The 6,496-nt window shown below is 70.8% G+C and carries 7 protein-coding genes; 5 read left to right on the top strand and 2 right to left on the bottom strand.

Annotated features, from left to right (window positions below; all coding sequences use genetic code 11):
* From BZY54_RS43375 to BZY54_RS43355, 5 genes are all read left to right on the top strand, one after another.
* Positions 1-253, top strand: a 253-nt coding sequence (locus tag BZY54_RS43375; RefSeq protein WP_208640950.1) for a phosphatase, incomplete at its 5' end; no start/stop codon positions are given.
* Positions 254-385: 132 nt separating this feature from the next.
* Positions 386-598, top strand: coding sequence for a helix-turn-helix domain-containing protein (locus BZY54_RS43370; protein ID WP_004984898.1), 213 nt, complete (start codon positions 386-388; stop codon positions 596-598).
* A gap of 164 nt (positions 599-762) precedes the next feature.
* Entirely contained in the window at positions 763-861 is a 99-nt protein-coding gene (locus BZY54_RS43365; protein ID WP_003948845.1) for a 30S ribosomal protein bS22, read from the top strand.
* 241 nt (positions 862-1,102) lie between these two features.
* Positions 1,103-2,164: an NAD-dependent epimerase/dehydratase family protein gene (locus BZY54_RS43360; RefSeq protein ID WP_086730857.1), complete on the top strand. Its 1,062-nt coding sequence runs from the start codon at positions 1,103-1,105 to the stop codon at positions 2,162-2,164.
* 14 nt (positions 2,165-2,178) lie between these two features.
* On the top strand, positions 2,179-3,279 hold the full coding sequence (locus BZY54_RS43355; protein WP_086730856.1) for a lysophospholipid acyltransferase family protein: 1,101 nt from the start codon (positions 2,179-2,181) through the stop codon (positions 3,277-3,279).
* Between the two features lie 83 nt (positions 3,280-3,362).
* Here the strand turns inward: BZY54_RS43355 and BZY54_RS43350 are convergent, their stop codons facing one another.
* Positions 3,363-4,607, bottom strand: coding sequence for a DUF5667 domain-containing protein (locus tag BZY54_RS43350; protein WP_086730855.1), 1,245 nt, complete (start codon positions 4,605-4,607; stop codon positions 3,363-3,365).
* 234 nt (positions 4,608-4,841) lie between these two features.
* The gene (locus BZY54_RS43345) at positions 4,842-5,612 is read right to left on the bottom strand and encodes an ECF subfamily RNA polymerase sigma factor, BldN family (protein ID WP_086730854.1); all 771 of its coding nucleotides are present in this window, start codon (positions 5,610-5,612) and stop codon (positions 4,842-4,844) included.
* Positions 5,613-6,496 lie beyond the last annotated feature (884 nt).

The following is a 6,496-nucleotide window of genomic DNA, read 5'->3' as shown; positions in this document are numbered from 1 at the left end:
CCAGCTCGGGCAGTGGGCCGCGGATGCCGGCGGCCCACTGCCCGAGCTGGTGATCGGAGACCACGGCTGGGTCTGCGGAGCAGGTCAGCTGGGGTTCGAGGCCGTGGGGCTCGCAGACACGGACGATCCCGCGTTGTTCGTGGGGCAGGCGGAGGGGCGCGTGTCCGTCGTCGTTCCGCTTGACGACGCCGTGCGGGCCGCCTACTACCGCCCGCTCACCCGCTACGTGCTCAATCGAGCGTGTCTGTCATAGTAGGCCGCCGATGGGTGCACCTCTTCCCCACTTGCATCACCCGCCCCTAGTCTGGGGAGTGAGCACGCAGCGACGAAGAGTCACCGGAAGGGGAAGCCGGTGGCCGTCGAGTGCGGAAGGTGCAGGTGTGTCATGGCTGCAGCTGGCGAGAGGCCTCTGAACGAGGTTCAGTTCCTTACCGTGGCGGAGGTCGCCTCGGTGATGCGAGTGTCGAAGATGACCGTGTACCGGCTGGTGCACAGTGGTCATCTGCCCGCCATCCGGGTCGGGCGGTCCTTCCGCGTCCCGGAGCAGGCGGTTCACGAGTACCTCCGTGAGAGCTATGTGGGGGTGGAAACCGCCTGACGACGGTCGGGAGGGATCCGTACGGGCAGTACAGGGCGCTTCCGGGTCCCTCCGGACACCTCGATTAACGACCTCGGCACTCGGGCGGGTAGGCTAGCCCCTCGTAGGTCGTGTGGGCCCATGGCGCCCAAACACCGAGTGATGAGAAGTGAGCGAGGGTAGTCGTGGGCTCTGTTATCAAGAAGCGGCGCAAGCGGATGGCCAAGAAGAAGCACCGCAAGCTGCTGAAGCGCACCCGCGTCCAGCGTCGCAACAAGAAGTAGTGACGTCTGTCGCGCCATGATCGGTGCGTGACATCGCGAGAGCGTGTCCGTGGCCCCCCACCTCACCCGGTGGGGGGCCACATGCTTTCCCCACCTCGCCCGGTGGGGGCCTCACGCGTTCCACACCTGGTGGGAGCCTTTTAGTCACTTTTCGCAGTCGGTGGTCATCACAGCGCAACATCGACCCGATAGGTTGGCCGTACGCGGAACGCGGTGTGCGACGTGAAGGAAGGCGCTGATCGTGGGACAGGTCGTCCTGGTGACCGGAGTGGCCCGCCGGCTGTCGGGCCGGTTCGTACGGCGGATCCAGCGTGACCCGCAGGTGGACCGGGTCGTCGGTGTGGACGCGGTCCCACCCGAGCACCATCTGGGTGGCGCCGACTTCATCCAGGCGGACATCCGGCAGCCCACCATCGCGAAGGTCCTCGCCGAGACCGGCGCCGACACGGTCGTCCACATGGACGTGACCGGCACCGCGCTGGGCGGCGGCAGCCGGGCCACGGTCAAGGAGACCAACGTCATCGGCACCATGCAGCTGCTCGGCGCCTGCCAGAAGTCCCCGAGCGTGCAGCGGCTGGTGGTGAAGTCCAGCACCAACGTCTACGGCTCCGCGCCCCGCGACCCGGCGGTGTTCACCGAGACCACTCCGGCCAAGTCCCTGCCCAGCGGCGGCTTCGCCAAGGACGCGGTGGAGGTCGAGGGGTACGTGCGGGGTTTCGCGCGGCGCCGGCCGGACGTGGCCGTGTGCGTGCTCAGGTTCGCCAACATCCTCGGGCCGACCGTGGACACGCCGCTCGCCTCCTACTTCGCGCTGCCGGTCCTGCCGACGGTGTTCGGCTACGACCCGCGGCTTCAGTTCGCGCACGAGGACGACGTGATCGAGGTGCTGCGGATCGCCTCGCACGAGGCCCGCCGGGGCACGCTCAACAGCGGCACCTTCAACATCGCCGGTGACGGAGTGCTGCTGCTCTCGCAGTGCTCTCGGCGGCTGGGCCGTCCCACGGTGCCGCTGCTGCTGCCCGCCGTCACGTGGGCGGGCTCGTTGGTGCGTACGCTGGGAATGACGGACTTCTCACCCGAGCAGATCCGACTGCTCACCCACGGCCGGGTCGTGGCCACCGATCAGATGCGCGACACGCTGGGCTTCACACCCAAGTACACGACCGCGGAGACCTTCGCGGACTTCGTCCGCAGCCGCGGCCCCGGACTGCTGCCGCCGGAGGCCCTTGCGGGGGCCGTCGACCGGATCGCCGCGCTGTCCCGCCGGGGCAGTGGCCACCCCCCAACGCAGAGCGCCAACTGAGGAGCGCAGCAACGATGGCGGACGCCAAGGTCATTCCGTTCGACGACGACCGGTCCCGCGGGGGCGCCGGAGCGCGGCCGTCGCGGCGCCGGAGCGCGGGGAGCCGGCGCTCCGGCGGTGAGCCCGCGGCGGTCCGGGAGGTGCAGCCGCTGCCGGCCAGGACGGCCGTACCCGAGGATGGTCCTGTGACCGGTGAGAACACCCAGGACCGGCCGGAGCTGCGGTCGGGACCGGCGCCGGCCGCCCACCGGCCCGGGGAAGGCGAGGGCGAAGGCGGGGGTCTGGAGCGGCGTATCGCGAGCGGCCTGTCGTTCCTGCGCCGGCGCCTCACCGGGGACTACGACGTCGACGACTTCGGCTACGACGCCGAGCTCACCGACCAGGTGCTGATGTCCCTGCTGAGGCCCGTGTACGAGAAGTACTTCCGGGTCGATGTGAAGGGCGTCGAGAACATCCCGAAGGAGGGCGGCGCGCTGATCGTCGCCAACCACTCCGGGACGCTGCCCCTGGACGGGCTGATGATGCAGGTCGCGGTGCACGACCAGCACCCCGCCGGGCGCCATCTGCGGCTGCTCGCCGCCGACCTGGTCTTCGTGCTGCCGGTGGTCAACGAGCTCGCCCGCAAGCTGGGCCACACGCTCGCCTGCGCGGAGGACGCGGAACGGCTGCTGGGTCAGGGCGAGCTGGTCGGGGTGATGCCGGAGGGCTTCAAGGGCATCGGGAAACCCTTCAGCGAGCGCTACAAGCTCCAGCGGTTCGGCCGTGGCGGTTTCGTCTCCACGGCGCTGCGGCAGGGCGTGCCGATCATCCCCTGCTCGATCGTCGGGGCGGAGGAGATCTACCCGATGATCGGCAACGCCAAGACCCTGGCCCGTCTGCTGGGCTTCCCGTACTTTCCGCTGACGCCGACGTTCCCGTGGCTGGGCCCGCTGGGGGCGATTCCGCTGCCGACGAAGTGGACGATCCAGTTCGGCGAGCCGATCCCGACGGACGGGTATCCGACGGAGGCGGCGGAGGACCCGATGCTGATGTTCAACCTGACCGACCAGGTACGCGAGCAGATCCAGCACACGCTGTACAAGCTGCTGGTGCAGCGCAGGTCGGTGTTCTTCTGAGCCGTGGCGCGCAGGACGTCAGTCCGGCGGTGCCACGACGACGGGGGCGCCCTCGCACTGAGGGCGCCCCCGTCGTCATGTGCCTACTTGGAGTCCTGGCTGTCGATGCCGAGGCCGGGGAGGAGGCCCGGGATGAGGGGCGGGATCGTCACGTTGGGGCCGTCGGCGGGCGGCTTGCTCTCGGAGGGCGAGGCGCTGCCGCTGGGCTTGGGCGGGTCGAGCAGGCCGCCCGTGGTGCCGCCGAGCAGGCCCTCGCCGCTCTCGCTGCCGGATCCGGCCGACGTGCTGGGGCTGCCGCTGCCGGGCTGGTGGCTGCCCGAGTGGGTGCCGGTGCCGGTGCTGGGCTGCGCGGGCCGGGACGACCCGGACCGGCCGGAGGACGGCTGAGCATCAGGGGCCTGCTGTCTGCCGCCGCCGGTCGAGGCCGGGGGCTGGGGGAGCAGTGACTGGAGCGGGGCCACCTCTTCGTCTATGGCGTCGAAGACCGACGACACCTGGTCACTGACGTCGCCGAGCTGCACCGGCAGCTTCTGGCGCAGCGCGCCCCAGGTCTCGCGGTGGGACTGGGAGAAGGCGGAGAGGGCCTGGATGGGGCCGAGGGAGTTGGGGTCGCGCTCGTAGGCCTCGTGCAGCAGGCGGTGGCCTTCGGACGCGTCGTGCTGCATCCCGGACAGGGTGCGGCGGATCTCGCCGACGGACTCGGGGTCGAGATGGCCGCCGCGGCCGCGGTCCAGCAGCCGGCGGGCCTCGCTCAGCCGGGTCGAGGCCAGGTCGAGGTAGGCCTGTCCCTGTTCGTCGGCTCCGTCGGTCAGGTAGGTGACCTTGAATTCCTCGATGCCGCGCTTCAGGCCGTACAGCGAGTCACCGGGGAGGGCGTCGGAGCTGGCGGCGGCCACACCGCCGAACGCTCCCGCGGCCACACCGACGCTGAGCCCGCCGGCGGCCAGGCCCTTGGTCAGTCGCGTGCGCGGCCGCAGTTTCCCCAGGCCGCTCGCCCGGTGGGCGCCTTTGGCCCGGTGGGATCGCTGGCCGGGCACTGACAGGTCACTCGCCTCGCCCGCCGCGGTGCCCTCCTGCATCATGGCCTCCATCGCGGCCACCAGTTGGGCCCGCTGGACGACCTTGACGTCGGGGTCCAGCTCCGGCCGGGGCAGCGCGCCCAGACCGCCGGCGAGAGCCAGCAGGCGGCTCTGCTCGGTCTGTTCCGCGGTTGCCGGGGCGGGGTCCGGTCCTTCGGACTGCTCGGCCGCCGTGCCCTGGTCGGACAGCTCCTCCAGGGCCTGGGCGAAGGCGTTCGCCCGCCGGTGCGCCGATACGTTCGCGATCACTGGCGGCACCTCCTCTCGTCATGACGGTCGACTCCCCGTGGGGCCTGAGAGTTGCACACCCACGCCCGCACCCACCCGATCGAGTGATCAGCGTGGGCCAAGGCGTGACCACAGGGAGCCTGTATCCCGCACAACGAGCGGCTCGGCACTTCGGTTACGGACGGCGGAGGATCGAGTCGGGAAGTCAACATGACGTGACTCAGGGTGAGTTGAATGTCGCCGAGCGTTGGCGGGTCAGCGGGCGTCGTCCGGGAGGAGTCGGGCGAGGGTGCGCACGGCCCGGTACTGGAGGGTCTTGATGGCGCCCTCGTTCTTGCCCATCACGCGGGCGGTCTCCGCGACGGAGAGGCCCTGGAGGAAGCGGAGCGTGACGCACTCCTGCTGCTGGGGGTTGAGTCGTCGCACGGCGTCGAGCAGGGCGGCGTTGGACAGGGACTCCAGGACGGAGTCCTCGGGGGAGCGCTCGACCTCGTTGGCGTCGAGCATCTCGCCGGTGGTGACCTCCAGACGGAAGCGGCTGGACTTGAAGTGGTCGGCGACGAGGTTGCGGGCGATGGTGACCAGCCAGGCGCCGAAGTCGCGGCCCTGCCAGGTGAAGGTGCCGATGCGGCGCAGGGCGCGGAGAAAGGTCTCGCTGGTGAGGTCCTCCGCGGTCGCCTTGCCGCCGACGCGGTAGTAGATGTACCGGTACACCGTGTCGCTGTACTGGTCGTAGAGGCGGCCGAAGGCGTCGGCCTCGCCGGCCTGGGCACGCTCGACGAGGTCCATCATCCGGGCGCTGTCGCTGTCCGCGGCCGGGCGGCGGGCGGTCGCCCCGGCGGACGGGCGCCCACGTCTGCCCACGGCGGCGCCACCTTCGGCCAGCGCGTAGCACGGGCCTGCGGAGGCGGCGGTGGCGAATGCGGGGCCGGCGTACGCGGTGGGGACGAGACCGCGCAGCAGGTCGAGGACCGTAGCGCGGAGCGTAGCCAGGCCCGAGGCGTCAACCCCGACGTGTGGGTACACGGGACTCCCAGAGGCAGAGCTTCCATCACGTGCAGTACGGGACCGTTCACCCGTCGTAGCGACGGAGGGGTACCGGTTTGCGTCTGAGGAGAATAACGCTTCGTACAGGCACTGCTACACCGAGTTGCTCAAATCATCGATTACGTCGCTTCCGTAACCGATTGACGCCTCATCAAGTGCCAGAGAGTGACCGATTATTGATCGGTCCGGTCCGGGTTCGGTGTCGGTCGGGGGCGTGTTGTGGCGGTGTACCGCCAAGGGGAATGGCCAGAGCGGTGCACGGGTGTGTTCGGTCGTTTGATCGGAATCCGGGTGCGTCGCAGACTTTGACCGACATCACGCACTTCGGACCACCGCCCGGCCCCGGGCCGGCGACGTGGATGTCCGCGGCGGACCGTTCACCGCACCCCACCCGTCCACCTGGCACCTCCACCGGTCCGGGCGCCCACATGTCCCGACCGCGCCCCGCCCGGTCCCGAAGGGTGCGTGGCCTCGTGCCCGCGCCCGGTCACGCACGGTGCCCGGCTTGGCTTCGTGTGCGGTCACGCGCTGTGCCCGGCCACGGGGGCCACATGGTCACGCGCTGTGCCCGGCGACGTGCTGTCCCTGGCTGCACGGGCTTCCTGACCAGGTGCACGCGCCCGGCCGCGCGCTGTGCCCGACCGAGCGGGCGTGCCCGGCCGAGGAAACCCGCCTGCGTCGGTGATCGGTGCGTGTCCGGATCACCGTGTGTGTCCGGCCGGCGGTGCGTGCCCGCCGACCCCGTGTGCGGCTACCGCCGGGGGCCCAGTGCCGGCGCGGGTTCCGGGCTGCCGCCCGGTCCCGGTCACCCCGGCTACCGCCGGGGGCCCAGTGCGCGGGTTCCGGGCTGCCGCCAGGTCCCG

This window comes from Streptomyces carpinensis (genome assembly GCF_002154505.1).
GTDB classification, from domain to species: domain Bacteria; phylum Actinomycetota; class Actinomycetes; order Streptomycetales; family Streptomycetaceae; genus Streptomyces; species Streptomyces carpinensis.
This window is presented reverse-complemented; position numbering and strand designations above follow the sequence as displayed.

Excerpts from the sequence above, each read along its gene's own strand:
- BZY54_RS43370 (WP_004984898.1), top strand. The coding sequence starts at position 386 with ATGGCTGCAGCTGGCGAGAGGCCTCTGAACGAGGTTCAGTTCCTTACC.
- BZY54_RS43355 (WP_086730856.1), top strand. The coding sequence starts at position 2,179 with ATGGCGGACGCCAAGGTCATTCCGTTCGACGACGACCGGTCCCGCGGG.